The organism is Achromobacter sp. ISS7 (assembly GCF_056523125.1).
The window spans coordinates 5,544,868-5,569,046 of sequence record NZ_JAWRZD010000001.1 but is presented as its reverse complement, the minus strand read 5'-3'; the positions used below and the strand labels follow the sequence as shown (position 1 = coordinate 5,569,046).

The 24,179-nt window shown below is 69.5% G+C and carries 26 protein-coding genes and 1 pseudogene; 20 read left to right on the top strand and 7 right to left on the bottom strand.

Annotation, left to right across the window (positions count from 1 at the left end; all coding sequences use genetic code 11):
* Positions 1-101 precede the first annotated feature (101 nt).
* The 11 genes and pseudogenes from AC1HFW_RS25255 (at position 102) to AC1HFW_RS25205 (ending at position 9,485) form a co-directional block, all read left to right on the top strand.
* Positions 102-1,559, top strand: a complete 1,458-nt coding sequence (locus tag AC1HFW_RS25255) for a 2-hydroxymuconic semialdehyde dehydrogenase (protein ID WP_116519845.1) — start codon at positions 102-104, stop codon at positions 1,557-1,559.
* A 26-nt stretch (positions 1,560-1,585) separates the two neighbouring features.
* A complete protein-coding gene (locus AC1HFW_RS25250; RefSeq protein ID WP_006391321.1) occupies positions 1,586-2,017 on the top strand; it encodes a RidA family protein in 432 nt (143 codons plus the stop codon).
* A 17-nt stretch (positions 2,018-2,034) separates the two neighbouring features.
* Positions 2,035-3,087, top strand: a complete 1,053-nt coding sequence (locus AC1HFW_RS25245; RefSeq protein WP_116519888.1) for a LysR substrate-binding domain-containing protein — start codon at positions 2,035-2,037, stop codon at positions 3,085-3,087.
* 146 nt (positions 3,088-3,233) lie between these two features.
* Entirely contained in the window at positions 3,234-3,785 is a 552-nt protein-coding gene (locus AC1HFW_RS25240; protein ID WP_006391323.1) for a 3-hydroxyanthranilate 3,4-dioxygenase, read from the top strand.
* A 27-nt stretch (positions 3,786-3,812) separates the two neighbouring features.
* The gene (locus tag AC1HFW_RS25235; protein WP_198486719.1) at positions 3,813-4,814 is read left to right on the top strand and encodes an amidohydrolase family protein; all 1,002 of its coding nucleotides are present in this window, start codon (positions 3,813-3,815) and stop codon (positions 4,812-4,814) included.
* A gap of 50 nt (positions 4,815-4,864) precedes the next feature.
* Positions 4,865-6,040 carry an ABC transporter substrate-binding protein gene (locus tag AC1HFW_RS25230; RefSeq protein ID WP_479285493.1) on the top strand — a complete coding sequence of 392 codons (1,176 nt, stop codon included), beginning with the start codon at positions 4,865-4,867 and terminating at the stop codon, positions 6,038-6,040.
* A gap of 35 nt (positions 6,041-6,075) precedes the next feature.
* Positions 6,076-6,996 (top strand): branched-chain amino acid ABC transporter permease, encoded by a 921-nt coding sequence (locus tag AC1HFW_RS25225; RefSeq protein WP_006391326.1) that lies wholly within the window; start codon positions 6,076-6,078, stop codon positions 6,994-6,996.
* A 19-nt stretch (positions 6,997-7,015) separates the two neighbouring features.
* Positions 7,016-8,002, top strand: a complete 987-nt coding sequence (locus AC1HFW_RS25220; protein WP_479285492.1) for a branched-chain amino acid ABC transporter permease — start codon at positions 7,016-7,018, stop codon at positions 8,000-8,002.
* Positions 8,003-8,064: 62 nt separating this feature from the next.
* Positions 8,065-8,511, top strand: a pseudogene (locus AC1HFW_RS25215) (ABC transporter ATP-binding protein); the annotation flags it as partial.
* Between the two features lie 6 nt (positions 8,512-8,517).
* Positions 8,518-8,778 carry an ABC transporter ATP-binding protein C-terminal domain-containing protein gene (locus AC1HFW_RS25210; RefSeq protein ID WP_479286552.1) on the top strand — a complete coding sequence of 87 codons (261 nt, stop codon included), beginning with the start codon at positions 8,518-8,520 and terminating at the stop codon, positions 8,776-8,778.
* Positions 8,775-9,485 carry an ABC transporter ATP-binding protein gene (locus AC1HFW_RS25205; RefSeq protein ID WP_479285491.1) on the top strand — a complete coding sequence of 237 codons (711 nt, stop codon included), beginning with the start codon at positions 8,775-8,777 and terminating at the stop codon, positions 9,483-9,485. Before AC1HFW_RS25210 ends, AC1HFW_RS25205 begins: the two co-directional genes overlap by 4 nt.
* 26 nt (positions 9,486-9,511) lie before the next feature.
* Here the strand turns inward: AC1HFW_RS25205 and AC1HFW_RS25200 are convergent, their stop codons facing one another.
* Entirely contained in the window at positions 9,512-11,155 is a 1,644-nt protein-coding gene (locus AC1HFW_RS25200; protein WP_479285490.1) for a mannitol dehydrogenase family protein, read from the bottom strand.
* Between the two features lie 267 nt (positions 11,156-11,422).
* Between AC1HFW_RS25200 and AC1HFW_RS25195 the strand changes: the two genes are divergently transcribed.
* The 3 genes from AC1HFW_RS25195 to pyrF are packed head-to-tail and all read left to right on the top strand — an operon-like array spanning position 11,423 to position 14,019.
* Positions 11,423-11,821, top strand: a complete 399-nt coding sequence (locus AC1HFW_RS25195) for a diacylglycerol kinase (protein ID WP_006391332.1) — start codon at positions 11,423-11,425, stop codon at positions 11,819-11,821.
* Between the two features lie 52 nt (positions 11,822-11,873).
* Positions 11,874-13,193 (top strand): NAD(P)/FAD-dependent oxidoreductase, encoded by a 1,320-nt coding sequence (locus tag AC1HFW_RS25190; RefSeq protein ID WP_006391333.1) that lies wholly within the window; start codon positions 11,874-11,876, stop codon positions 13,191-13,193.
* Between the two features lie 7 nt (positions 13,194-13,200).
* Positions 13,201-14,019, top strand: coding sequence for an orotidine-5'-phosphate decarboxylase (gene pyrF / locus AC1HFW_RS25185; protein ID WP_061073317.1), 819 nt, complete (start codon positions 13,201-13,203; stop codon positions 14,017-14,019).
* A gap of 69 nt (positions 14,020-14,088) precedes the next feature.
* Here pyrF and AC1HFW_RS25180 read toward each other — a convergent pair whose 3' ends face one another.
* The 6 genes from AC1HFW_RS25180 to ribBA all read right to left on the bottom strand — a co-directional run bounded on the left by AC1HFW_RS25180 (position 14,089) and on the right by ribBA (position 18,688).
* A complete protein-coding gene (locus tag AC1HFW_RS25180) occupies positions 14,089-14,655 on the bottom strand; it encodes a CinA family protein (protein ID WP_061073316.1) in 567 nt (188 codons plus the stop codon).
* Entirely contained in the window at positions 14,652-15,158 is a 507-nt protein-coding gene (locus tag AC1HFW_RS25175; protein WP_479286550.1) for a phosphatidylglycerophosphatase A family protein, read from the bottom strand. The genes AC1HFW_RS25180 and AC1HFW_RS25175 overlap by 4 nt, the downstream gene beginning before the upstream one ends.
* Positions 15,159-15,294: 136 nt before the next feature.
* Complete coding sequence (thiL, locus tag AC1HFW_RS25170; RefSeq protein ID WP_061073314.1) at positions 15,295-16,260, bottom strand: thiamine-phosphate kinase; 966 nt, start codon at positions 16,258-16,260, stop codon at positions 15,295-15,297.
* A gap of 251 nt (positions 16,261-16,511) precedes the next feature.
* On the bottom strand, positions 16,512-17,003 hold the full coding sequence (nusB, locus tag AC1HFW_RS25165) for a transcription antitermination factor NusB (protein WP_006391338.1): 492 nt from the start codon (positions 17,001-17,003) through the stop codon (positions 16,512-16,514).
* Positions 16,972-17,502 (bottom strand): 6,7-dimethyl-8-ribityllumazine synthase, encoded by a 531-nt coding sequence (gene ribH / locus AC1HFW_RS25160; RefSeq protein ID WP_006391339.1) that lies wholly within the window; start codon positions 17,500-17,502, stop codon positions 16,972-16,974. The genes nusB and ribH overlap by 32 nt, the downstream gene beginning before the upstream one ends.
* Before the next feature lie 10 nt (positions 17,503-17,512).
* Positions 17,513-18,688, bottom strand: a complete 1,176-nt coding sequence (ribBA, locus tag AC1HFW_RS25155) for a bifunctional 3,4-dihydroxy-2-butanone-4-phosphate synthase/GTP cyclohydrolase II (protein WP_035359520.1) — start codon at positions 18,686-18,688, stop codon at positions 17,513-17,515.
* A 147-nt stretch (positions 18,689-18,835) separates the two neighbouring features.
* Between ribBA and AC1HFW_RS25150 the strand changes: the two genes are divergently transcribed.
* The 6 genes from AC1HFW_RS25150 to phnE (AC1HFW_RS25125) all read left to right on the top strand — a co-directional run bounded on the left by AC1HFW_RS25150 (position 18,836) and on the right by phnE (AC1HFW_RS25125) (position 24,175).
* Positions 18,836-19,642, top strand: coding sequence for an HAD-IIB family hydrolase (locus AC1HFW_RS25150; protein WP_006391341.1), 807 nt, complete (start codon positions 18,836-18,838; stop codon positions 19,640-19,642).
* A gap of 10 nt (positions 19,643-19,652) precedes the next feature.
* Positions 19,653-20,468 (top strand): IclR family transcriptional regulator, encoded by an 816-nt coding sequence (locus tag AC1HFW_RS25145; RefSeq protein ID WP_006391342.1) that lies wholly within the window; start codon positions 19,653-19,655, stop codon positions 20,466-20,468.
* A gap of 212 nt (positions 20,469-20,680) precedes the next feature.
* Positions 20,681-21,679 carry a phosphate/phosphite/phosphonate ABC transporter substrate-binding protein gene (gene phnD / locus AC1HFW_RS25140; protein ID WP_061073312.1) on the top strand — a complete coding sequence of 333 codons (999 nt, stop codon included), beginning with the start codon at positions 20,681-20,683 and terminating at the stop codon, positions 21,677-21,679.
* 5 nt (positions 21,680-21,684) lie between these two features.
* The gene (gene phnC / locus AC1HFW_RS25135; RefSeq protein WP_006391344.1) at positions 21,685-22,455 is read left to right on the top strand and encodes a phosphonate ABC transporter ATP-binding protein; all 771 of its coding nucleotides are present in this window, start codon (positions 21,685-21,687) and stop codon (positions 22,453-22,455) included.
* The gene (phnE, locus tag AC1HFW_RS25130; protein WP_006391345.1) at positions 22,455-23,354 is read left to right on the top strand and encodes a phosphonate ABC transporter, permease protein PhnE; all 900 of its coding nucleotides are present in this window, start codon (positions 22,455-22,457) and stop codon (positions 23,352-23,354) included. Before phnC ends, phnE (AC1HFW_RS25130) begins: the two co-directional genes overlap by 1 nt.
* Positions 23,351-24,175, top strand: a complete 825-nt coding sequence (gene phnE / locus AC1HFW_RS25125; RefSeq protein ID WP_479285489.1) for a phosphonate ABC transporter, permease protein PhnE — start codon at positions 23,351-23,353, stop codon at positions 24,173-24,175. Before phnE (AC1HFW_RS25130) ends, phnE (AC1HFW_RS25125) begins: the two co-directional genes overlap by 4 nt.
* The last annotated feature ends 4 nt before the right edge of the window (positions 24,176-24,179 follow it).

Genomic DNA, 24,179 nt, shown 5'->3' with positions numbered 1-24,179 from the left:
GGCCGGCCCATCGCTTCCCCCCATTGACTTGCCGCCAGCCGCTGCCTAATATTTTCCAATATGGTACGTATACGTACTTAATTGGCATTGGAAAACAGGCCATGACAATCCGCCAGCTGCGCAACTACATCGACGGCCGCTTCGAAGACGGCGCGTCCACGTTCGACAAACACAGTCCGGTGGATCATGCGTTGATCGCCCAGGCCCACGAAGCCAGCCGCGAGCAGGTCGACCGCGCCGTCGCCGCCGCGCATCGCGCCCTGCCGGCCTGGGCGGCGCTGCCGGTGGCCAGGCGCACCGACCACCTGCTGGCGCTGGCCGATGGCATCAACCGCCGCTTCGATGATTTCCTGCAGGCCGAGATCGGCGACACCGGCAAGCCTGTTTCCTGGGCCGGCCAGATCGACATTCCGCGCGGCGCCGCCAATTTCCGCGCCTTCGCCGAACTGGCGCGCACGCTGGACATGGAAAGCTACATGACCGACACGCCCGACGGCCGCCAGGCGCTGAACTACGCCTACCGCAAGCCGCTGGGCGTGGTCGGCGTGATCTCGCCGTGGAACCTGCCGCTGCTGCTGCTGACCTGGAAAGTGGCGCCGGCGCTGGCGTTCGGCAACACCGTCATCATGAAGCCGTCGGAAGTCACGCCCTCCACCGCCACGCTGCTGGCCGAGGTCGCGCACGAGACCGGGCTGCCGCCCGGCGTGCTGAACCTGACCCACGGCTTCGGGCCCGGGTCCGCGGGCGAGTTCATCACCACGCATCCGGACATCGACGGCATCACCTTCACCGGCGAATCGGCCACCGGCGCGGCCATCATGCGCGCCGTGGCGCCGGGCGTGAAGCCGGTGTCGTTCGAACTGGGCGGCAAGAACGCGGCGCTGGTGTTCGCCGACGCCGACTTCGAGGCGGCGGTCGACGGCACCGCGCGCTCGGTGTTCGCCAACTGCGGCCAGGTCTGCCTGTGCACCGAACGCGTGTACGTGCAACGCCCGATCTACGAACGCTTCGTCGCCGCGCTGGCCGAACGCGCGCGGGCGCTGCGCATCGGCTGGCCGGATGATCCGGACACCGGCATGGGGCCGCTGGTGTCGCGCGAGCATCGGGAAAAGGTGCTGTCGTATTTCGCCCTGGCGCGCGAGGAAGGCGCCACCGTGGTCACCGGCGGCGGCGTGCCGGTGTTCGGCGATGCGCGCGACGCCGGCGCCTACGTGCAGCCGACCATCTGGACCGGCCTGCCCGAGAGCGCCCGCTGCATCAAGGAAGAAGTGTTCGGCCCGGTCTGCCACGTGGCGCCGTTCGACACCGAGGAAGAGGCGATCCGCCTGGCCAACGACACCCGCTACGGCCTGGCCGCCGCCGTCTGGACGCAGGACCTGACCCGCGGCCACCGCGTCGCGCAGGCAATGAAGGTTGGGCTGGCGTGGGTCAATTGCTGGTTCCTGCGCGACCTGCGCACGCCGTTCGGCGGCAGCGGCCTGTCCGGCATCGGCCGCGAGGGCGGCCGCCATTCGCTGCATTTCTATACCGAACCCACCAACGTCTGCATCAAGCTGTGAGCCACAGCGCCTCCAAGGACTCCGCCATGACCCAAGCTTCCATCAGCGCCACCGTCGTCGCCGGCAAGGCCACCCCGCGTGGCAAGTATCCCCACATCAAGCGCGCCGGCGACTTCCTGTTCGTCTCGGGCACCAGTTCGCGGCTGCCGGACAACCGCATCGCCGGCGCCGAGGTCGACGCGATGGGCACCACCACGCTCGACATCCGCGTGCAGACGCGCGCGGTGATCGAGAACATCCGCGACATCCTGGCCAGCGCCGGCGCGGGCCTGGCGGACGTGGTCGAGATCAGTACTTTCCTGGTCAACATGAACGACTTCGGTGGCTACAATCAGGTCTACGGCGAGTTCTTCGACGCCGATGGGCCGGCACGCACCACCGTGGCGGTGCATCAGCTGCCGCACCCGCAATTGCTGATTGAGATCAAGGCGGTCGCCTACAAGCCGCTGGCGCGTTGACCGACACCCGCGCGGCCATGGCGCCAGACCGCCTTCCGGCTTTCCCTTCGGAACAGGATCGCCGCCCCGGCCGCCGCGCCGGGACGGCCGCGCGCATGTCGAACTTCCGCATCACGCCCAACGCGCTCAGCCACAAATTGAAGCTGCACCAGCTGCAGATCTTCGAGCGCGTGCTGGCGCGCCGCTCGCTGTCGCGCGCCGCCAGCGAAATGCACCTGACCCAGCCCACCGTCACCAAGGCCATCCACGACCTGGAAGCCTTCTTCGGCGCGACGCTGTTCGAGCGCTCCAACCGCGGCGTCACGCCGACCGAGCTGGCGCTGGTGCTGGGCCGCCGCGTGCACGCCATGATGGCCGAGATCCGCTACATGGCCGACGACATCGACGCGGTGCTGGGCGGCGCCAGCGGCCACGTGGTGGTGGGCACGCTGATCGCGGCCTCGGCCAAGCTGCTGCCCGAGGCCATCGCGCGGCTGATGACCGAGCACCCCGGCATCCAGGTCACGGTGCGCGAAGGGCCGTCGGCGCAGTTGCTGCCGGCGCTGGCCACCGGCGACGTCGACATCGTGGTGGGCCGGTTGCCGGGCGCCGACATGGCGTCGATCTCCGGGGTCGCCGTCGATCATCACATGCTGTACCGCGAAGACCTGTGCCTGGTCGCCGGCGCGCGCCATCCGCTGGCCGGCGCCGCGCACGTGACGCTGGCCGAGCTGGCCGACCACATCTGGATCCTGCCCGCGCCCACCTCGCCGCTGCGCGCCTCGATCGAGCGCAGCTTCTTCGACGCCGGCGTGCGGCTGCCCACGCGCCACGTCGAATCGCTGTCGCTGCTGACCAATATCGGCATCCTGATGCACAGCGACGCCCTGGCGCTGATGCCCTATGACGCCGCGGCCCAGTTCCTGGCCATGGGCGTGCTGACGCGCCTGCCCACCGACGCCTTCGGCGCGTTCGGCGACGTCGGCTATTCGATCCGCGCGGACCGGCCGCTGACGCCCGCCTGCCTGCGCCTGGTCGACTACCTGAAGCAGATCGCGGCGCAGCGCGCGCCGGGTCCCCAGGACGCCTGATCCGGCGCATCCGGGATATCCCGTTCAGGGAAACCCCGCAATAGATACCCCGCATATCCAACCGCGCAATTTCTATTGTGCCGCGGCCCCTTCCCCCGCCTAGACTTGCCTTCAGCGAAGTCCGCAAGAGCCTCCCGGAGACCGTCATGCCCGCCTATGGCCCGCCCCTGAATTTCCAGCGCTGGATCCAGGACCACGCCCACCTGTTGCAACCGCCGGTGGGCAACCAGCAGATCTGGCAGGACGCCGATTTCATCGTCACCGTCGTCGGCGGGCCCAACCTGCGCACCGACTACCACGACGATCCGCTGGAAGAGTTCTTCTACCAGGTGCGCGGCAACGCCTGGCTGTCGCTGTGGATCGACGGCAAGCCCGAGCGCGTCGACCTGAAGGAAGGCGACATCTTCCTGCTACCGCCGCACGTGCGCCATTCGCCGCAACGTCCCGAGACCGGCAGCGCCTGTCTGGTGATCGAGCGCCAGCGCCCGCAGGGGCTGCTGGACGGCTTCGAATGGTATTGCCCGCATTGCGGCCACCTGGTGCACCGCGTCGAGGTGCAGCTGAAAAGCATCGTGACCGACCTGCCGCCGCTGTTCCAGGCCTTCTACGCCAGCGAGGAAAAGCGCGCCTGCCCCGGCTGCGGCGCGATCCACCCCGGCAAGGCGCAAGCCCCCGCCGCGCAGCCGTCGCCCGCCTGACGCCCCCAACCTGTCATCCGTCCTTCTATGACCTTGAAAATCGATATGCACGCGCACTTCTTCCCGCCCATCACGCGGCAGGAAGCGGCGGCGCTGGACCCGGTGGATGCGCCCTGGCTGCGGCGCGACGGCGATGGCTCGACCGGCCAGATCATGGCCGGCGACCGTCCGTTCCGTCCGGTCGACGCGACCCTGTGGGACCCGGCCCTGCGCGTGGCGCAGATGGACCGCCACGGCGTCGACCTGCAGATCCTGTGCGCCACGCCGGTGATGTTCGGCTACACCTATCCGGCGCAGGCCGCGGCCGATTGGGCCGCGCGCATGAACGACCTGGCGCTGGAGCACTGCGCGTTCGCGCCCGACCGCCTCAAGGCCCTGGCGCAGGTGCCGCTGCAGGACCTGGACCTGGCCTGCCGCGAGGCCTCGCGCGCCCGCGCCGCCGGCCACCTGGGCGTGCAGATCGGCAACCACGTCGGCCCGCGCGACCTGGACGACGACACGCTGGTGCAGTTCCTGGTGCATTGCGCCGAACACGACATCCCGGTGCTGGTGCACCCCTGGGACATGATGACCGACGGCCGCATGAAGCGCTGGATGCTGCCATGGCTGGTGGCGATGCCGGCCGAGACGCAGCTGGGCATCCTGTCGCTGATCCTGTCCGGCGCCTTCGAGCGCATCCCGCGCAGCCTCAAGCTCTGTTTCGCCCACGGCGGCGGCAGCTTCGCCTTCCTGCTCGGCCGCGTCGACAACGCCTGGCGCCACCGCGACATCGTGCGCCAGGACTGTCCACGGCTGCCCTCGTCGTACACCGACCGCTTCTACGTCGACAGCGCCGTGTTCGATCCGCGCTCGCTGCGCCTGTTGATCGACGTGATGGGCGAGGACCGCGTGCTGCTGGGCTCCGACTATCCGTATCCGCTGGGCGAGCAGGAGGTCGGCCAACTGGTCTCGAACTCCGAGCTGCTGCCCGCCGTGCAGCAAAAGATCCTGTCGGGCAACACGCAGACCTTTTTCGGGCTGGGCCGTTGAAGCACCCGCCAACCATGACCGTGAGACACGGCAACGCAAGGGGAATCACCATGAAACGCATCTATCTGCTGGCCGCCGCCGCGGCCATGGGACTGGCGCCCGGCGCCGCCGCCTGGGCCGACGTCAAGATCGGCCTGCTGACCACGCTGACCGGTCCCGGCTCGGTGCTGGGGCAGGACCAGCTCGACGGCTTCATGCTGGCCGTCGAACAGGGCGGCGGCAAGCTGGGCGGCGTGCCGGTGCAGGTCATCAAGGAAGACGACCAGTTCAAGCCCGAGGTCGGCGTGCAGGCCGCGCGCAAGCTGGTGCAGAGCGACAAGGTGCCGATCATCACCGGCGTGGTGTATTCCAACGTGATGCTGGCCGTGGCGCGGCCGGTGACGGGCGCCGGCGTGTTCCTGGTGGGCTCGAACGCCGGCCCCACCAACCTGGCGGGCAAGGACTGTTCGCCGTTCTTCTTCTCGACTTCTTGGAACAACACCCAGCGCCATGAAGGCAGCGGCGAGATGGCCAACCAGATGGGCTTCAGAAAGGTCTACCTGCTGGCGCCCAACTACCAGGCCGGCAAGGACGCCATGGCGGGTTTCAAGCGCTTCTTCAAGGGCGAGGTGGTCAACGAGGTCTTCACCCAGGTCAACCAGCCCGACTACTCGGTCGAGCTGGCGGCCCTGGCCGACGCCAAGCCCGATGCCGCCTATGTGTTCTTTCCCGGCGGCATGGGCGTGAACTTCATCAAGCAGTACCGCCAGGCCGGCCTGTTCGACAAGATCCCGCTGCTGTCGGTGGACACCATCGACGGCGCCACGCTGCCCGCGCTGCAGAAGGATGCGCTGGGCGCGGTCACCAACGTGCCGTACTCGCCGGACCTGGACAACGCCGCCAACAAGGCCTTCGCTGCCGCCTTCCGCCAGAAGTACGGCCGCGAGCCCTCCAGCTACGCGGCCCAGTCTTGGGACGCGGCGCAACTGATCGGCTCGGCGCTCAAGCGCACCGGCGGCAAGACCGACGACAAGGAAGCCTTGCGCAAGGCATTGGAAGCGGCCGACTTCCAATCGGTGCGCGGCGAGTTCCGCTACCAGCCCAACCACTTCCCGGCGGCCGGCTTCTTCCGCGCCGACGTGGCGGCGGGCGCGGACGGCAAGATCGGCTTCGTCAACAAGGGCCCGATCTTCGCCGACCTGTCCAAGGTCTCCGACCAGTACGCCGCGCAATGCGCCATGAAATGACGCCGGCCTGCCGGGCAAGAACGAGGTAAGGCGCCATGTCCGCGACATTGCTGCTGGTGCAGGCCCTGAACGGCCTGCAGCTGGGTATCCTGCTTTTCCTGCTGGCCGCCGGCCTGACGCTGGTGTTCGGCATCATGAACTTCATCAACCTGGCGCACGGCTCGCTGTACATGATGGGCGCGTTCATTGCGGCCACCGTGTTCCGCCACAGCGGCTCGTTCCTGCTGGCCGCCGCCGCGGTGGTGGCCGGCATGGCGCTGCTGGGGCTGCTGCTGGACCGCATCGCGCTGGCGCGGCTGTATCCGCGCGAACACCTGGACCAGGTGCTCGCCACCTTCGGCTTCATCCTGTTCTTCAACGAACTGACGCGCATCATCTGGGGCCCGGCGCCCATCAGCATGGGCCTGCCGTCGTGGCTGTCGGGCACCATCGACCTGCTGGGCGTCACCTACCCGCTGTACCGCTTCCTCATCATCGTGGCGGGGCTGGCGGTGGCGGCGGGCTGCTACGTGCTGATCCACCGCACGCGGCTGGGCATGCTGATCCGCGCCGGCTCCACCGACCGCATGATGGTGGGCGCGCTGGGCGTGAACATCGCGCGCCTGAACACGCTGCTGTTCGTGCTGGGCGCGGTGCTGGCGGGCGTGGCCGGATTGATGGCCGGGCCGATCCTGTCGGCGCAGACCGGCATGGGCGAACCGATCCTGATCCTGACGCTGGTGGTGATCGTCATCGGCGGCATCGGCTCGGTGCGCGGCGCCTTCCTGGCGGCGCTGATGGTGGGGCTGGTCGACACGCTGGGGCGGGCGCTGCTGCCCGCCCTGCTGCGCGCCGCGCTGCCGCCGGCCGCCGCCAACGCGGCGGGGCCGGCGATCGCCTCGATGCTGATCTACATCGTCATGGCGCTGGTGCTGGCGCTGCGGCCGCAGGGCCTGTTTCCCGTGCGGCACGGATAGCGCCCAAGGAGGCCACGACATGCTTCGACTCTCTCCCCGCACGCTCGCCGCCGGCGCGCTGTTGCTGCTCCTGGCGCTGGTGCCGCTGTACGCGCAATGGCAGGGCGAACCTTTCCTGCTGGCGCTGTTCGGCCGGGTGCTGGTGTACGGCATCGCCGCGCTGGCGCTGAACCTGCTGCTGGGCTACGGCGGCATGGTCAGCTTCGGCCACGCGCTGTACCTGGGCCTGGGCGCCTACGCGGTCGGCGTGCTGAACCACTACGGCATCGAGAACGGCTGGCTGCACCTGCTGGCCGCGCTGGGCGCCTGCGCCGTGGTCGGCCTGGTCAGCGGCTACGTGGTGATGCGCACGTCCGGCATCGCCTTCATCATGATCACGCTGGCGTTCGCGCAGATGTTCTATTTCCTGGCCACGGGACTGGAGGGCTTCGGCGGCGACGATGGCATGTCGCTGTTCGCCGGCAGCGACTTCGGCCTGTTCCGGCTGGATACGCCGCTGGCGCTGTACTACACCGCGTTCGGCGTGCTGCTGCTGGCGCTGGCCGCGCTGCACCGGCTGGTGCACGCGCCGTTCGGCATGGCCCTGCGCGGCTGCCAGGCCAACGAGCGGCGCATGCGCGCGCTGGGCTTCGCGACGCTGCGCTACCGCCTGGCGGCCTACGTGCTGTCGGCCATGGTGTGCGGCGTGGCCGGCGTGCTGCTGGCCAACCTGACGCTGTATGTGTCGCCCTCGTACCTGGCCTGGACCACCTCCGGCGAACTGATCGTGATGGTGGCGCTGGGCGGGCTGGGCACGGTCTTCGGCCCGGTGGCCGGGGCGCTGGCCTTCCTGTTGCTGGAGGAAGGCCTGAAGCTGCTGACCGACCACTGGATGCTGGTGATGGGCCTGCTGATCGTGGGCGTGGTGCTGGTGTCGCGCCGCGGCCTCTATGGCGGCCTGTCGGACGCGCCGATACGCCTGCGCGCCACCCGCGCCCTGCCCCATCCCACCGGAGAACCGCGATGAGCGCGCTGCGCGTCGAACACCTGGTCAAGCGCTACGGCGGCCTGACCGTCACCGACGACCTGTCGCTGGACATCCGGCCGGGCGAACTGCATGCCGTGATCGGCCCCAACGGCGCCGGCAAGACCACGCTGATCGGCCAGTTGAGCGGCGAGCTGCGGCCCGACGGCGGCCGCGTGCTGCTCGATGGCGAGGACGTGACGCGCCTGCCGGTCGAGCGGCGCGTGCGCCGCGGGCTGGCGCGCTCGTACCAGATCACGTCGGTGTTCAAGCCGTTCACCGCGCTGGAGAACGTGGCCATGGCGGTGCAGGCGCGGCGCGGCCACAGCTTCCGCTTCTGGCGGCCGATGCTGTCCACCCCGGCGCTGCGCGAACCGGCGCGCGACGCGCTGGCGCTGGCCGGACTCGACGGCCGCGCCGATACCCCGGCCGCCGCGCTGGCGCATGGCGAGCTGCGGCAACTGGAATTGGCCATGGTGCTGGCCTGCCAGCCGAGCCTGCTGCTGCTGGACGAACCCATGGCCGGCATGAGCCAGCACGAATCCGAGGCCATGACGCGGCTGCTGCAGCGGCTGCGCGGGCAGTACACCATCTTGCTGGTGGAGCACGACATGCAGGCCGTGTTCGCGCTGTCCGACCGCATCACGGTGCTGGTCTACGGCCGCGCGCTGGCCTGCGGCGACGCCCACCAGATCCGCAACGATCCGCAGGTGCGCGAGTGCTATCTGGGCAGCGAGCGCGGCCATGCCGGCCGCCGCGCGCAGGGAGCCCCCGCATGAGCGCGCTACTGTCGCTGCGCGGCGTGACCGCGCATTACGGCGCCAGCCAGGCGCTGTTCGGCATCGACCTGGATATCGGACCCGGCGAATTCGTGACGCTGCTGGGCCGCAACGGCATGGGCAAATCGACCACGGTCAAGGCCATCATGGGCCTGAACCGCGCCAGCCACGGCGTCATCACGTTCGGCGGGCGCGACGTCGCCGCCCTGCCGGCCTACAAGGTGGCGCAATGCGGCATCGGCCTGGTGCCCGAGGGCCGCCACGTGTTCCCCAACCTGTCGGTGCGCGAGAACCTGGTGGCCACCGCGCACAACCGCCAGGGGCTGGCGCAGCCGTGGATCCTGGAACGCGTCTACACGCTGTTCCCGCGGCTGGCCGAACGCGCGCGCCACCTGGGCAGCCACCTGTCGGGCGGCGAGCAGCAGATGCTGGCCATCGGCCGCGCGCTGCTGACCAACCCGCGCCTGCTGATCCTGGACGAAGCCACCGAGGGACTGGCGCCGGTGGTGCGCGAAGAGATCTGGCAGGCCCTGGAAAGCCTCAAGCGCACCGGACTGGCGGTGCTGTGCATCGACAAGAACCTGGAGCCGCTGCTGGCCACCGCCGACCGCCACGCCATCATCGAGAAAGGCCGGGTGGCCTGGAGCGGCACGTCGCAGGCCTTCATCGACGACGAGCCGCGCCTGCTGCACTACCTGGGCGTGTAGCGCGACGGCGGCCGCCGCCGCGCGGGTCACGCGCCGACGCTGGCCGACTCTTGCGATGCCAAAGCCGTGTCGCCGGCCTCGTCGAGCGGTGCGGCCGGCTCAGGTGCGGCCGGCTCAGGCGCGGCCGGCTCAGGCGCGGCCGGCTCGGGTTCGCGCGCCACCGCCGCCAGCGCGTGCAACACGCCATGCTCGCGCAGGCTCTCCAGCTGCGCGGCCAGCGCCGCCACGAACACCGGCTTCTCGCCAAGGTCGCCGAACACCGGCCGATAACCGGCCAGCACCAGCGCGCGGCGATACGCGGCCTGCTTGGGCGCCGCCGCCCGCGCCGCGACGTCGGCGCGCGCCACCAGCCTGGCCAGCGGCCGGGCCAGCGGATCCTGGATCTCATGGCTGGCGCCGTTCTCGTCCTCGCCGCGCAGATAGTGCAGCCAGGCCGCCACCGCCAGCGCCAGGCGGCGGATATCGTCACCGCCGCGCAGGCGGTCGCGGATGGTGGCCAAGAGCCGCTGCGGCAACTTCTGCGAGCCGTCCATCGCGACCTGCCGCGTCGGCTGCGGCAGCGCCGGGTTGTCCACGCGCGCCAGGAAGCGCTGGCGATAGCCTTCCAGCCCCGAGTCCGGGATGCCCTTGAGCGTCGGCGCGATCTCGTGGCGCATCATGTCATCGAGATACTCACGCAGCGCCGGCAGAATCGCGGCTTCGCGGATGGTCTCGATGCCCAGCAGCGCGCCCAGATAGGCCAGCGCCGAATGCGGACCATTGACCATGCGCAGCTTCAGGCGTTCGTAGGGCGCGGCGTTGGCCACGAAGGTCACGCCCGCCGCTTCCCAGGCGGGACGGCCGGCCGCGAACTTGTCCTCGATCACCCAGTTCAGGTAGGGCTCGCCGACCACCGGCCAGGCGTCTTCCATGCCCAGCCGCTGCGTGATGCGCGCGCGGTCGTCGTCGCGGGTGGCCGGCACGATGCGGTCGACCATGGAATTGGGAAAGGTGCAGTGGGCGTCGATCCAGCCGGTCAACGCCACGTCCAGCCGCAGCGCGAAGGCCAGCACCAGGCTGCGCAGGGTATCGCCGTTGGCCTGCAGGTTGTCGCAGGACAGCAGCGTCAGCGCCGGCAGGCCGCGCTCGCGCCGCAGCGCCAGGCCGTAGACCAGCAGGCCGATGGCGCTGCGCGGGCGGATCGGGTTCTCCAGGTCATGCAGGATGTCCGGATCGTCCCATCGCAGGTGGCCGCTGGCCGGCTCGTGGCAATAGCCCTTCTCGGTGATGGTCAGGCTGACGATGCGCGTCTGCGGATAGGCGATGCGCTCGAGCACGGCGTTGGGGTCTTCCTCGGCCACCATCACGCGCTGCACCGCGCCCACCACGCGCAGTTGCTCGCGCGGCTGGCCGTCGGCGTCCTGGTCGCGCAGCGCCAGCGTATAGAGGCCGTCCTGCGGCGCCAGCGCGTCGCGGGTGGCGGGGCTGCGCAACGACACGCCCAGGATGCCCCAGCTCAGGTCCTGGCTGGCGGCCATGGCGATGTCCGTCGCCACCGCCTGGTGCGCGCGGTGAAAGGCGCCCAGCCCCAGGTGCACGATGCCCGGCGTGAGCCGGCTGCGGTCGTAGCCGGGTTTTTCCACGTCTGCGGGAAGACGCGCCAAGGACTCCGTATTCAAGCGTTCGAGCATGGATTGCCGTGCCATAGAGCGCCGTCATGCGTCTGCCGCGTGGCCTGCAGATAGGCGCGTTGGTAGGGAAATTGCACGCGGCGGACGAGATCGATGGCCCCGTCGCGCATCCGCGCGTCGCAAGGGTATCGCATGGGCGTGACGAAGGCAAAACGTAACTCGACGTTACCAAGACGATGTGCTGCCGGCCTGCCCGCCGTGCGTCGCGTCACGCCGGCAATCCATATCTGTTAAAAAGCCGCCACACCCGGCCTTATTACGCTCCCCATGTCGACCGATCCGCATCACTCGCCCTACAAAAGCACTGGCGGCCTGCGCCGCATCCTGAACGCCCTGCGCTATTCGCTGCAGGGCCTGCAGGCCGCCATCAAGTACGAGGCGGCCTTCCGCCAGGAACTGGCGCTGGCCGTGCTGCTGATCCCGGCCGCGTTCTTCCTGGGCCGCACCACGGTCGAGGTCTTCTTCCTGATCGGCACCGTGGTGCTGGTGCTGGCGGTGGAACTGCTGAACTCGGCGGTCGAGGCGCTGGCCGACGCGCTGTCGGTGGACACCCATCCGCTGCTGGGCCGGGCCAAGGACCTGGGCAGCGCCGCCGTCATGCTGCTGCTGCTGTTCACCGTGGCGGTCTGGGTCGGCGTGGCGGTCAGCCGCTTCGTGATGCACTGAATCCCGGCGCAGGCTTGCCCGTCCAGGGGCCCGCGCCTCTATACTGGGAGCCATGATGCCCAACTCGACGCCAGCCACCTCGGAACGTATCGTCATCGTCGGCGGGGGTGCCGGCGGCCTTGAACTGGCCGCCAAGCTCGGCCGCATCCACGGCCGCCAGCACGTCACCCTGGTCGACAGCCGCCCGTTCCACATCTGGAAGCCGTCGCTGCATGAAGCGGCGGCCGGCACGCTGGACATCCACCAGGAAGGCCTGTCCTACCTGATGCTGGCGCACCTGAACGGCTTTTCGTTCGCGCAGGGCCAGCTGGTCGGCGTCGACCGCGAACGTCGCCAGGTCACCGTGGACGCCGTGGCCGACGCGCAAGGCCAGGAAGTGCTGCCGCGCCGCGAACTGGCCTACGACACGCTGGTGCTGGCGCTGGGCAGCACCTCCAACTTCTTCAACACCCCGGGCGCGGCCGAGCACGCCGTCACGCTGGACACCACCGAGAACGCCGAGCAGTTCCGCCTGACCATGCTCAAGGCCATGGCGCTGGTCGACCAGGCCAAGGTGCGCGATCCGTCGGCGCGGCTGGACCTGGTGATCGTCGGCGGCGGCGCCACCGGCGTCGAACTGGCGGTCGAACTGGTCGAGGCCAGCCACGTCGTCAGCGCCTACGGCCTGCCGAATTTCCGCGCCGAGCGCGACCTGGCGATCACGCTGGTCGAGGGCGCCCCGCGCATCCTGTCGGCGCTGCCCGAAAAGATCTCCGCCGCCGCCACCGCGCGGCTCACCGAACTCGGCATCCGCGTCGAAACCGCCTGCCGGGTCTCGGAAGTCACCGCCGATTCGGTCAAGACCGCCGACGGCCGCGAATTCCCGGCGCGGCTGTGCATGTGGGCCGCCGGCATCAAGGGCCCGGCCCTGCTGGCCGAGCTGGACCTGCCGCTGAACAAGCTGGGCCAGCTCGAGGTCAATGAACGGCTCGAAACCGCCGACCCGCATATCCTGGCGCTGGGCGACTGCTGCGCCGCGCCCTGGCGCGAAGGCCGCACCGTGCCGGCCCGCGCCCAGGCCGCGCACCAGCAGGCCGACTACCTGTGCAAGAAGCTCACCGCGCGCCTGCGCCGCACGGCCGAGCCCACCGCCCCCTACGTCTACGAGGACCACGGCTCGCTGGTCTCGCTGGGCCAGGACGCCGGCGTGGGCAGCCTGATGGGCAAGCTGGCCGGACGGGGACTGTTCGTAAGCGGTACACTGGCGCGCCTGATGTACATGAGCCTGCACCTGATGCACCACAAAGCGGTGCTGGGCATCTCACGCACCGCCTCCCTGGCCCTGGCGCGCCTGCTCATGCGGCGCACGCGCCCCCGGGTCAAACTGCACTGAACTCCCCATGAATTTCCTTCAAAGACTCGAACACGCCTGGACCACCAGCAACTCGCTCCTGCAAGTCGGGCTCGATCCCGACCCGCAGCGCTTCCCGCGCGAACTGCAGGACAAGCCGGACGCGATCTTCCAGTTCTGCCGCGACATCGTCGACGCCACCGCGCCGTACGCCTGCAGCTTCAAGCCGCAGATCGCCTACTTCGCCGCGCACCGCGCCGAAGAGCAGCTCGAAGCGCTGTGCCAGCACATCCGCGACAAGCATCCCGACCTGCCCATCGTGCTGGACGCCAAGCGCGGCGACATCGGCTCCACCGCCGAGAACTACGCCCGTGAAGCCTACGAGCGCTACCAGGCGCACGCGCTGACGGTCAGCCCGTACATGGGCCTGGACTCGGTCGAGCCCTACCTGGCGTGGCGCGACCGTGGCGTGATCGTGCTGTGCCGCACCTCCAACCCGGGCGGTTCGGACCTGCAGTTCCTCAAGATGGATAACGGCGAGCCCCTGTACCTGCACGTGGCGGGGCTGGTGGCCGACAAGTGGAATGCCAACGGCCAATGCGGCCTGGTGGTGGGCGCGACCTTCCCGAACGAGCTGGCCGCGGTGCGCCAGCGCATCGGCGACGCGGTGCCGCTGCTGGTGCCGGGCATCGGCGCCCAGGGCGGCGACATCACCGCCACCGTCAACGCCGGCGCCAACGCCGCGCGCAACGGCATGATGATCAACTCGTCGCGCGCCATCATCTACGCCAGCGGCGGCGACGACTGGCGCGAAGCCGCCGGCACGGCCGCGCGCGGCCTGCGCGACGCCATCAACGCGGTGCGCTGACCCGCGCTTGCGGGGGCCGCCCGGCCCCTGCCTGCGTGTTTCCCGACCGCGCCCTCGCGCGCGGCCGCCTCAACGCCGGTTGACCGGCGCTCCCAGCAGTTCAAGCAAGCCGCGCAACGCGAATTCGACCGAGGCGTGGCGCACCTGCGCGCGGTCGCCGCTGAACACGTGGGTGACGGCGCGGCTGCTGATGCCGTCGCCGACCCGCTGCGCGAAGCCGAAGCACACCATGCCCACCGGCTTGCCCGGCGTGGCGCCGCCCGGGCCGGCGATGCCGGTGGTGGACACCGCCACCTGCGCCGCCGGCGACGCCAGCAGCACGCCGTTGGCCATTTCCAGGGCCACCGGCTCGCTGACCGCGCCGAAGTGATGCAAGGCATCCGGCGACACGTCCAGCTCGGCCACCTTGGCGTCGTTGCTGTACGTGATGAAGCCGCGGTCGAACCATTCGCTGGAACCGGGCACCGCGGTCACGGCGCCGGCCAGCAGGCCGCCGGTGCACGACTCGGCCGTGCCCAGGATCAGGCCCTGGCGCCGCAGCGTGTCGCCCAGCCGTTCGGCCAGGCCGTAGGCGGTGGCTTGCGCCAGTTGTTCGGCCGACAGATTGGACCGCGTGCTTTCCTGTTGCTGGTTCATCCCAAGACTCCTGTGCGCACGGCCAGCGCCATGATCAGCAAAGCGTATCCGGCCGCGACGATATCGTCCCACATTACCCCGAAACCGCCCTTCAGGCGGGCATCGAAGAACTTGATGGGCGGCGGCTTGACGATGTCGAACGTGCGGAACAGCAAGAACGCCAGCGTCTGCGACAGCCAGCCGGCCGGCGTCAGCCACAGCACCAGCCAGAACGCCACCATCTCGTCCCACACCATTCCGACATGATCGGGCTGCTGGAGTTCGCGGCCGACGCGATCGCAGGCCCAGCAGCCGTACAGGAAGGCCAGCGCCAGGAAGATGCCGATGGCCAGGTCGGACGCGGCCGGCGCGGCGGCGACCCAGATGATCCAGGCCAGCAGCGTGCCCCAGGTGCCCGAGGCGGGCCGGACCAGGCCGCTGCCCAGGCCGAAGGCGATCAGCCGACCGGGATCGCGGCAGACCCAGGAAAGCGACGGATAGACCGCGCGCGAGCGTTCGCGCATCGACGGGGAATGGGGGGATGAGGACGGCATGGATGAGGGCCCGATGATGACAGGGGGAATGGCGCTATTGTTGGCGGCGCGTATGGCAGCGATTGTGGCAGGGTTTGGCGGCGCTCGCCGCCAAACCGGCGGCCGCTCAGGCGGCGGGAAAATGGTCGAAGCCGGCAGGCAAGCGCGCCAATGGCTGCCCCGCGGCGTCCAGCACCGCCAATCCCGACTGCGCCACGATGCTGCCCACCCGGGTCACGCGCGCGCCCGCCGCCTGCGCGGCGGCCAGCACGGCGTCGCGGCGGGCGGCCGGCGCGGTGAAGCAAAGCTGGTAGACGTCGCCGCCGCCCAGCACGGCGCGGCGCACTTGCTCGGCGGGCATGCCGGCCAGCGCGGCCGCCACGGGCATGCGGTCTTCATGCAGCACCGCGCCCACCCGGCTGGCCGCCAGGATGTGGCCCAGGTCCTGCAACAGCCCGTCGGAAATATCGATGGCGGCGTGCGCGATGCCGCGCAGCGCCAGGCCCAGCGCCACCTGCGGCGCGGGCCACTCCAGCGCGCCGCGGGTCGCGGCCAGCCGCGCCGCGTCGGCCGGATACTGCCCGTCGAGCAGGCGATAGGCCACGTCGGCCGCGCCCAGTTCGCCGGACACCCAGATATCGTCATCCGCCCGCGCGCCGTCGCGGCGCAGCGCGGCGCCCGCCGGCACGGCGCCGAACACGGTCACGCTGATGGCCAGGTCATGGGCGCTGCGGGTGGTGTCGCCGCCGATCAGCGGGCAGCCATGGACCGCCGCCAGCGCATGGAACCCGTCGGCAAACGCCGCCAGCCACGGCTCGTCCAGGCGCGGCAACGCCAGCCCCAGCACGCAACCGATGGGCCGCGCGCCCATGGCGGCCAGGTCCGACAGGTTCACCGCCAGGGCCTTGTGCCCCAGCGCCTTCGGATCGACATCGGGAAAGAAATGCCGGCCTTCCAGCAGCAGATCCGTGCTGGTGGCCACCTGCTCGCCCGCCGGCACCGGAAACAACGCGCAGTCGTCCCCCACGCCCAGCAGGCCCGCCGGGGCGGAGCGCGTGAAATAGCGCGCGATCAGATCGAATTCGGACGCCACGACAACTCCGCAGTCCGGCGCAACAGCCGGTATTGACTCCCAACCAGGAGCCACGCCCCAAAGGGAGAATCGCCAAAGGAACGAGGGAAAGCTCCCCCAATAGGAAGCTTGCCCCAGGAAGCTCCCCCAAAAAATGGGCTCCCCAAACGAAATAGGCCTCCCCAAACCCGGGCCGCGCGGATCCGGGCTCCGCCGGTCCGCAGCGGCGCCCCCCTGGGGGGGAAGCGCTCCGCGCTTCGGGGGGGGGGAAACTACTTCTTAATTTCGTGCGCCCGCACGTCGGCAGCCAGCTTGTCGAGCACGCCGTTGACGAACTTGAAGCCATCGGTGCCGCCAAACGACTTGGCCAGCTCCACGGCTTCATTGATGGCGACCTTGTACGGCACTTCGACATGATGGATCAGTTCGAAGCTGCCGATCAGCAGGATGCCATGCTCGACCGGCGACAGCTCGGCCAGCGGGCGGTCGACGTAGGGCGTGAAACGCTCGCGCAGCGCGGGCGCCTCGCGCAGGACGCCATGCAGCAAGGTCTTGAACCACTGCGCGTCGGCCTCGGAGAATTCCTCGGTGTCGCGCAGGTGGGCGTCGATCTCGCCGGCGTCCTGCGTGCCTTCGCCGCCGCGCAGCAGCCACGCGTACACGCCCTGCAGCGCGAATTCGCGCGCACGGCGGCGCGCGCTGCGGGCGTTGGCGCGGGCTTGCGCCGCGCTATCAGCGCTGGTCGTCGTCTTCTTCGTCGTCAAAATCTTCGTCCTCGTCTTCGTCGTCTTCGTCTTCTTCCTCGGGCTCCAGGGCCGCCACCAGGTTGGCCATTTCAACGGCCACCTGCGCGCAGTCGCGGCCCTTGCCGGCGGCGCGGGCTTGCGCCTGCTCGTCGGTGTCCACGGTCAGCACGCCGTTGGCGACCGGGATGCCGGTCTCGAGGGAGATGCGGGTGATAGCAGTGGCCATTTCATTGCTGACCACTTCAAAGTGATAGGTCTCGCCGCGGATGACCGCGCCCAGCGCGATCAGGGCGTCGAACTCGAACGTCTCGGCCATGTGCGACAGGGCCACGCCCAGTTCCAGGGCGCCCGGCACGGTGGCGACCATCACGTCGCGCTCGTCCACGCCGAGTTCGGCCAGTTCCTTCAGGCACGCCTCGAGTTCGGCCTGGCCGATCTCTTCGTTGAAGCGGGCGCGTACGATGCCGATGTGCAGCCCTTCGCCGTTCAGGTCGGGGGTAAGGATGTAAGGGTTCATGTGTCGGCCTTCAGTGTGTTGCGGGAGTGTTCAGAGGGTCGCAATCGTAACCCGTAATGGTGAGCGAGAAGCCCGCCATGCTGGGCATCTTGCGCGGCCGGGCCAGCAGCCTCATCTGGCCCACGTTCAGGTCGCGCAGGATCTGGGCGCCGATGCCGTAGGTGCGCAGGCCGAAACGGTCGGCGTTGGCGGGGTTGGCATTGGCCTTGGGGTCGCTCCAGCCGGCGATCTGCGCGAACAGGTGCTCGGTGGAGGACTGGCAGTTCATCAGCACCAGCACGCCGGCGGGCGCCTGCGAAATGGTCTGCAGGGCCTGCGCCACGCCCCAGCTGTGCGGGCTGGCGCCGGTATCCAGCACGTCCAGCACCGAGGCCGGCTCGTGCACGCGCACCAGGGTCTCGACGTCAGGCGCCACGGTACCATGCACCAGCGCCAGGTGGGCCGAGCCGGTGGCGGCGTCTTCGTAGGCCACGGCCTCGAAGGTGCCCCAGGCGGTCTGCATGCTGCGCTTGCCGACGCGCTTGACGATGGATTCGTGCTCGCTGCGGTATTGGATCAGGTCGGCGATGGTGCCGATCTTCAGGCCGTGCTCGCGGGCGAACTGGACCAGGTCGGGCAGGCGCGCCATGGTGCCGTCCGGCTTGAGGATCTCGCAGATCACGGCGGCCGGGGTCAGGCCGGCCATGGCGGTCAGGTCACAGCCGGCCTCGGTGTGGCCGGCGCGCACCAGCACGCCGCCGGGCACGGCCCGCACCGGGAAGATGTGGCCGGGCTGGACCAGGTCGGACGGCTTGGCGTCGCGCGCCACCGCCACCTGGATGGTGCGGGCGCGGTCGGCGGCCGAAATGCCGGTCTCGACGCCTTCGGCGGCCTCGATCGACTGGGTGAAATTGGTGCCGTATCGCGTGCCGTTGCGGGCGGCCATCAGCGGCAGGTCCAGCTGGCGGCAGCGCTCTTCGGTCAGGGTCAGGCACACCAGGCCGCGGCCATGGGTCACCATGAAGTTGATGGCTTCGGGCGTGACGAATTCGGCGGCCATGACGAGGTCGCCCTCGTTTTCGCGGTCTTCCTCGTCAACCAGGATGACGATGCGGCCGGCGCGCAGCTCGGCGATGATCTCGGCGACCGAGGCGATATCGAAGGATTCCGGCTCGGAGCCGGGCAAGGGGGACAACTGGACGGACATGGCGGGCACGTAAACCAGGCGGGAAAGCCCGGATTTTACCGCCCCTGGCGCCATATCCCCTACCGGGCCGCGCCGCCCCCGCCCAAACAGGGCCATCCGGTTAAACTTTCGGCCGGAGAACACCCCATAAAACCAAGGAAAAACGCCATGCAAGCCCTTGCGGCCATGCCTTTGACCGTCGCCGCGGGGATCCGCGTCGTGCTCACCGACATCGACGACACCCTGACCACCGAAGGCCGGCTGCCCGCCGACGCCTACGCCGCCCTGGAACGCCTGGAACAGGCCGGCATCCAGGTGGTGCCGATCACCGGCCGCCCGGCCGGTTGGTGCGACCACATCGCCCGCATGTGGCCGGTGCGCGCGGTGGTCGGCGAGAACGGCGCGTTCTACTACGCCTACGACCGCCAGGCGCGCCGCATGGTCACGCACTACTGGACCGACGCGGCCTCGCGCCAGGCCAGCCGCAAGCAGCTCGACGCGATCCGCGACCGGGTGCTGGCCGAGGTGCCCGGCGCCGCCGTGGCCAGCGACCAGGACTACCGCGTGGCCGACCTGGCCATCGACTTCTGCGAGGACGTGCCGCCCCTGCCCGAGGCCGACATCGGCCGCATCGTGCGCATCTTCGAAGACGCCGGCGCCCAGGCCAAGGTCAGCTCGATCCACGTCAATGGCTGGTTCGGCGACTACGACAAGCTGACCATGACGCGCACCCTGTTCCAGCGCGAATTCGGCATGGACGTGGCCGGCGCACTCGACAGCACCCTGTTCATCGGCGACTCGCCCAACGACGAGCCCATGTTCGCCTACTTCCCGGTCTCGGTCGGCGTGGCCAACATCCAGTCGCAGCTGCACCGCCTGACGCATCGCCCCGCCTACGTGGCCGCGTTCCACGGCGGCGCCGGCTTCACCGAGATGGCCGACCGCCTGCTGGCCGCCCGCGCCGTCACTGCCTGAGGCTCGCACCGTGGCCACCGCCAAACCTTCCGCCCCCGCCGCCAACGACGGCCGCCGCAGCATCCAGTCCATCGAGGTCGGCGTGCCGCTGCTGGCCGCGCTGGTCGACGCAGCCAAGCCGCTGACCCTGCGCGACCTGGCCGCCGGCGCCGGCATGACCTCGGCCAAGGCCCACCCCTACCTGGTCAGCTTCATCCGCGTCGGCCTGGTGCAGCAGGACAGCATCACCGGCCAGTACGAGCTGGGGCCGTTCGCGCTGCAGATGGGCCTGGTCAGCCTGCAACGGCTGGATCCGGTGCGCATCGCCATGCCCGAGATCGCCAAGCTGCAATCCGAGATCGGCCACACGCTGGGGATCGCGGTGCTGGGCTCGCACGGCCCCACCATGATCCACATGACCGAGGCCAGCTACCCGGTGCACGTGAACATGCGCAAGGGCACCGTGATGTCCATGCTGCACACCGCCACCGGCCTGGTGTTCGCGGCCTGGCTGCCGCCCAAGGTCAGCGAGCACTACATCGCCCGCGAGGAAGGCGACACCGCCGTCATCGCCAGCGTGCCGCCGCCGCGCAAGGCCAGCCGCGCCAACATCGAGGCGCAACTGGCCGACATCCGCGTGCACGGCATGGCCCGCGCGCTGGGCAACCCGCTGCCCGGCGTCGACGCCCTGTCGGTGCCGGTCTTCGACAACACCGGCAACATCGTGCTGGCGCTGACCAGCCTGGGCCCCACCGGCCTGTTCGACGTGTCCTGGGACGGCGCCATCGCCCGCCCCCTGCTGGCCTGCGCGCAGGAAATCTCGCGCAAGCTCGGCTACCGCGCCTGACCCTGCCACCCCGCCTGACCCGCGAGCCCCCAGGGCGGATCCGCCGATCCGTCCACGGGGCCCTCGCGCCGTTCGCGCAAAAACGAACCTGAAGCGAACAAAACGAACAAAACCCGAAAAAAAAGGCAGGGACTTTCCCAAGTGTCCGTCCCCCGCTTGTATGTTTGAATTCAGTTACTAGTCATATTCATACCTACAAGAGGAGACATACGATGCGCGCCTTGCGTCTACTGCAAGCGGCCTCCCTGGCCGCGCTCGCGTTCGGGGCGTCCGCCGCCCACGCCGCCGACACCTGCCCGAACCGGGGCGACCTGGACCAGATGTACTGCGACGCCAACAAGGACCTGGTGGCCGACACGCCCACCGATCCGGCCAAGCTCAAGACGCCGTCGACGCTGGTGTTCACCTATACCCCGGTGGAAGACCCGGCGGTGTATGAAGACATCTTCAAGCCGTTCACCAAGCACCTGTCGGAATGCACCGGCAAGCGCGTGGTGTTCTACCAGGTGCAGAGCAACGCCGCCGAGATCGAGGCCATGCGCTCGGGCCGCCTGCACGTGGGCGGCTTCTCCACCGGCCCCACCGCCTTCGCCGTGAACATCGCCGGCGCGGTGCCGTTCGCCGTCAAGGGCTACGCCGACGGCTTCCAGGGCTACAACCTGATCGTCATCGTCAAGAAGGACAGCCCGTACCAGAAGCTCACCGACCTCAAGGGCAAGAAGCTGGCGCACACCGCGCCGTCGTCGAACTCCGGCCACATGGCGCCCGTGGCGCTGTTTCCCAAGGAAGGCCTGACGCCCGACAAGGACTACAAGGTGGTGTTCTCCGGCAAGCACGACCAGTCCGTCATGGGCGTGAACTCCGGCGACTACGACGCCGCCGCCGTGGCCTCGGACGTGTTCAAGCGCATGATCGAGCGCGGCCAGGTCAAGGAAGCCGACTTCCGCGTCATCTACAAGAGCGAGAAATTCCCGACCTCGTCGTTCGCCTACGCGCATGACCTGGAGCCGAAGTTCCGCGACCAGATGCTCAAGTGCTTCTACGACTACCGCTTCCCGGCCGAGATGTCCAAGGCCTTCGACGGCGCCGACCGCTTCTACCCTGTGACCTACCAGAAGGACTGGGCCATCGTGCGCCAGGTCGCCGAATCCGGCGGCGAGAGCTTCAACCGCGCCGCCTACGACCGCGAATCCGCCAAGAGCAAGAAGTAATCAGCATGACGACGTCGCTACGCATTTCCGGCCTGGTCAAGGAATACCGGGCCGGCCGGCCGGTACTGAACGGCATCGACCTGCAGATCGCGGGACGCGGCCTGACGGCCATCATCGGCCCGTCGGGCACCGGCAAGAGCACGCTCCTGCGCTGCATCAACCGGCTGATCGAGCCGACCCGCGGCGAGATCGTGCTGGAGTCCGGCGACGGCGCGGTCGACCTGGCCCGGGTGCGTGGCGCGTCGCTGCGGCGCGCGCGCCGGCGCATCGGCATGGTGTTCCAGGAATACAACCTGGTCGAACGCCTGACCGTGATGGAAAACCTGCTGACCGGACGGCTGGGCTACACCGGCGCCTTCAAGGCCTGGACCCGCCGCTTCGAGGCCGAGGACATCGAGCACGCCTACCAGCTGCTGGATACCGTCGGCCTGGCCGGTTTCGCCGACCAGCGCGCCGACGCCCTCTCGGGCGGCCAGCGCCAGCGCGTGGGCATCGCCCGCGCGCTGATGCAGCGCCCGCAGTTGCTGCTGGCCGATGAACCGACCTCGTCGCTCGACCCCAAGACCTCGGTCGAGATCATGGAGCTGCTGGCGGCGCAGGGCGACGCCAGCGGCATCCCCGTGATCGTCAACATCCACGACGTCGAGCTGGCGCGGCGCTATGCCGGCCGCATCGTCGGCATGTCCGGCGGCCACGTGGTCTATGACGGCGACGGCCACGGCCTGGACGCCACCATGCTCAAGACCATCTACGGAGGCGAGTCTTGGCTGGCTTGATGACTCCCCGTTCCTCCCACCCGCGTCCCTTCGCGCTGTCCGGCCGCGCCAAGGCCGGCGTGCTGCTGCTGGTGCTCTACACGGTCTACGCGGCCGCGCAGCTGGACTTCAGCTGGGCCCGCTTCGAAAGCGGCATGGGCCACGCCTCGACCTTCCTGGCGCGCATGTTCCCGCCCAATTTCGAGAAGCCCGCCACGCTCTGGAAGGGCATCGCCGAAAGCCTGGAGATCGCCGTGCTGGCGTCGGTGCTGGGCATCCTGTTCGCGCTGCCCGTGGGGCTGCTGGGCGCGCGCAACCTGATGCCGGCCTGGGTCTCGTGGCCGGCGCGCTCGATCGTCGCGCTGTGCCGCGCGCTGCATCCGGTGATCGTCGCCATCCTGTTCGTCAAGGCCGTGGGCTTTGGCGCCCTGGCTGGCATCCTGGCGTTGACGGTGGCCTCGATCGGCTTCATCGGCAAGCTGTTCACCGAGGCCATCGAGGAAATCTCGCTCAAGCAGGTCGAGGCGGTGCGCGCCACCGGCGCCTCGTTCGCCAACGTGCTGGCCTTCGGCGTGCTGCCCCAGGTGTTCGCGCGTTTCATCGGCTTTGCCACCTACCAGTTCGACTCGAACCTGCGCAACTCCACCATGGTCGGCATCGTCGGCGCCGGCGGCGTGGGCGGCACGCTGTTCTCGGCCTTCCAGCGCTTCGACTACGACTTCGTCAGCGCCATCCTGCTGACGCTCATCGCCATCATCATGCTGGGCGAGATCCTGGCGGGCTTCGTGCGCGCCGTGTTCCTGGACAACCTGGGCTTCGACCGCATCCTGCAGGGCCGCTTCGCCGGCGCGCGCGGCATCGGTTCCAGCAGCTCGAAGGCGGCCTACCAAGCCGCCCGCAAGGCGGAGGCGGACCAATGAACACGCACGCCCCCACCCTGCCCAGCAATGGCGCGCCGCGCGTCTGGCACCGCTACAGCCTGGGCCAGCGGCTGCTGCGCTTCGCCCTCTACCTGCTGCTTGTGGCCGCCATCGTGCAGGCCATCCGCGGCGTCGAGGTCATCCCCGAGTTCCTCTACGACGCGCCCGAGCAGATGGCCGACCTGTTCCAGCGCATGTGGCCGGTGGACTGGGCCCACTACCGCGGCGGCGTGCACGACGCGCTGATCGAGACCCTGCACATCGCCACGCTCGGCACCATCCTGTCGGTGTTCATGGCGGTGCCCGTGGGCCTATTGGCGGCCAACAACCTCACGCCCAGCAAGACCATCAACATGCTCGCGCGCCTGGTCCTGGTGTCGAGCCGCTCGGTCAACTCGCTGGTATGGGCGCTGCTGTTCATCGCCATCTTCGGCCCCGGCGCGCTGGCCGGCACGCTGGCCATCGCGTTCCGTTCCATCGGCTTCGTCGGCAAGCTGGTGGGCGAAGCCATCGAGGAAGCGCAGCGCGGCCCGATCGAGGCCGTCACCGCCACGGGCGCCAGCAAGGCCTCGGTGATCTGGTACGCCTACTGGCCGCAGATCCGCCCGGCGTTCTGGTCCATCGTGCTGCTGCGCTGGGACATCAACGTGCGCGAATCGGCGGTGCTCGGCCTGGTCGGCGCCGGCGGCATCGGCATGGCGCTGGACACCGCCCTCAACCTGTTCCAGTGGGACCGCGTCGCGCTGGTGCTGGCCGCCATCTTCGTGGTGGTGGTGCTGGCCGAGATCCTCATCACGCAGGCGCGCAAACGCATCCTCTGACGCG